This window comes from Crocosphaera sp. XPORK-15E, assembly GCF_034931425.1.
In the GTDB taxonomy this organism is placed as follows: domain Bacteria; phylum Cyanobacteriota; class Cyanobacteriia; order Cyanobacteriales; family Microcystaceae; genus UHCC-0190.
The window spans coordinates 1-2,536 of sequence record NZ_JAYGHQ010000060.1; the positions used below are offsets into that span (position 1 = coordinate 1).

The window sequence follows — 2,536 nt, forward strand, 5'->3', positions numbered from 1 at the left end:
TCAGGCTTCCAGGATGTTATTTTTAATAGTTTTACATGACAGGTTCGGTAGAACCGGGTTCTTCAACTAAAGTATTATGTCCGATTATTACTGAATCTTAAAAAGTTTATAAATAAATACAATGTTATGAGGTGAGATATTTACAATTCATTCATAGCTTTTAGCTTCCCGCCGAGAAGCCCCGCGCTGTACCGCTTCGGTCAGCGTCGGGAGTATGTCACGTTTACTCTGTCCTATTAATACTAAAAATGAAACCATTTTCAACAATCTCACAATTCTTTTTTTGTAAATCTTTGCAGATCATGGCATTGATAGGAACAACCGTTATTGTTCCGAACATCAATATTCCTACTTCTTTTGCTGTAACCATCAATCCAGGGGAAGGCTTAATCTTTGGTCAACTTGATCTTCTTTATACGAATGTGCAACAGCTTGATTCATTTTATGGATTAGCAGGAGGGCTCTCCCGACATCTTGGTATAAAATGTATAATCAGATACAATACTTAAGATGGTGGGTTACGACGCGGATTAAAACTTATTAGTTTTTCCTCAAAATCGTTGCCGCGTCTAACCCACCCTACGAATTATAAGCTTTACTTATCACCACAGGTACGGGAGAGCCATAATGCTGAGGGAAAAGGAGATTTACGGACTGTTTTACCGACTTTTTCAGTAGATACAGGTGTTATTAATTTTGATATTAATGGTGATACCAGTGCAACGTGGCAACCAGGCCATCCTTCTATCGAGCAAGATGTTGGTCAATGTGGTCCGGCTGCTGTTGCTAATAGTCTGCAATGGTTAGAGGATACTTATGGTATTAGCATTAGCGATGATCATGTAGCTGGTATTCGAGATGATTCTCTAGTGGGAGAACTTGATCAAGCAATGGAGCGACAGCCTCATGAGGGAGTAGATGATCTTCCCTTTATGAAGGGTAAACTGAAATATATTAGTGATAATGGTTTAGCAGATGATTTAGTTATCAAGCATAAAGAATTTGGTGATAATGACATTCCCAGTATATTGACGGTAGGAAATGCCACGTCAAGAGAAGATACAAGTGATTTGACGATAGCTGAATGGATACACAGTGAAATTCAACATGGAGAAGATGTCGAAGTAGGTATTACTTGGGACGATCGAGGAGGTCACTGGGTAGATTTAATTGGTTCAGGAAAAGTTCTAGATGTACCTTGGATAGCTTGGACACACGATGCTTTCCAAGGTTTTGATGATAATGGAACCAGTGACGATACTACTGCTGAAAATGGGGGAACAAATTGGTTTGATGGAGGAATAGGATGGTCACCAATTGTTGATAACAGATTGATTGCATTTATTGGAGGTGAGTTTTCAGCAGGAACGATTGATATAGTTGCATCAGAATCTCCGAAGACTCCTGAACCAACATCAATTCTAAGTCTTCTTTCTTTAGGAATTTTCGGTGCTACTGCAACCTTTAATCGTAAGCAAAAAAAGTAACTGAAACCACCAATTAAATAATGTAACTTCATCTTCCCTTCATTAGTTAGAAGGGATTTTTTATCTTATTCAGGACAATCATAATTTAGATCATTTGCTTCTATTCTCCGATAATAGGGTAAAATCTCAACATATTCGGCGTGTGTCCCAAACCGACAAAGGGCGGTTAATTGAGTTAATGCTGCGACTTTCTTCTCTGCTAATCTAAATTTACTGGCTACTTTTTTAACCTCGGTTTGGTCAACAGGTAAGACTATTTTTGTTGAACTATTACCAATGACATCTGGTGATAAATGTCTTTCTGACTGGGAGGCTAAAACCAGCCCTAGTCCATACTTTCGACCGTCTGCTATGATGCGATCGCAAGCTGATGATTTTTTAAGTTCTTTAGCTTCATCAATAAAGATATAAGTCTTGGGTAATTTGTCTCCTGTTTCTCCCATTAAACGATGAATATTCATTAGTTGCCAGGCTAAAGATTCAGCAGCGATGGCACCAATTTCGGGGGGCAATTTAGATAAGTCTACTCTGATATGTTTCTCTTTAAATTCAGGTTGTTCTCTTGAAAATACGCCATATTGAAAAGTAGCAGCGAGTTTTAATAATAGTTTGGTTGATTCATTACAACCGTCTTCTATTCTTTCTTCAATTTCTTCTTTAAGGTTAGCAAAATTGGGCGGTGTATTTTTCCAACTGTTAACATCACTTTGAGTAATGCCTTGATCTTCATAACATTTACTGAGGATTTCTAACATTAATCCTTCTTGGTTAGGGCCAAATCTAAGAGACTTTTTAAGAGTAGCTGTAACAGCAATGGCTTGTAAATTGGGGCCACCACCTTCTGGGTCTAAATTGATAGTTAAGGGGTTAATACCGTAAGGACTGGCCATGTTTAAAGGATAGACGGTTTCCCCGAATATTTGTTGATCACCATGAAAGTCAATGATAAATAATTGAATATCAGGATAAGTTTGACGTAATGAATAGGCAATAGCTTTTAACCCACATTCCGCACTTCAAAAAAGTAGTATGAAATACTACAGTTATCT

Annotated in this window: 3 protein-coding genes; 2 read left to right on the plus strand and 1 reads right to left on the minus strand. The window is 37.9% G+C overall.

The genetic code is table 11. The features are described from left to right. The first annotated feature begins 248 nt into the window (after positions 1-248). Positions 249-509 (plus strand): hypothetical protein, encoded by a 261-nt coding sequence (locus tag VB691_RS24345; RefSeq protein WP_323294114.1) that lies wholly within the window; start codon positions 249-251, stop codon positions 507-509. A 51-nt stretch (positions 510-560) separates the two neighbouring features. Then, positions 561-1,487: a hypothetical protein gene (locus VB691_RS24350; protein WP_323294115.1), complete on the plus strand. Its 927-nt coding sequence runs from the start codon at positions 561-563 to the stop codon at positions 1,485-1,487. Positions 1,488-1,552: 65 nt separating this feature from the next. On the opposite strand, the gene VB691_RS24355 is transcribed toward VB691_RS24350, so the two are convergent. Then, positions 1,553-2,377: an ATP-binding protein gene (locus VB691_RS24355; RefSeq protein WP_323294116.1), complete on the minus strand. Its 825-nt coding sequence runs from the start codon at positions 2,375-2,377 to the stop codon at positions 1,553-1,555. Between the last annotated feature and the right edge of the window lie 159 nt (positions 2,378-2,536).

Bases quoted from the DNA above. Each gene is read 5' to 3' on its own strand.
- VB691_RS24355 (WP_323294116.1), bottom strand. From the start codon at position 2,377: ATGGCCAGTCCTTACGGTATTAACCCCTTAACTATCAATTTAGACCCA.
- VB691_RS24345 (WP_323294114.1), top strand. From the start codon at position 249: ATGAAACCATTTTCAACAATCTCACAATTCTTTTTTTGTAAATCTTTG.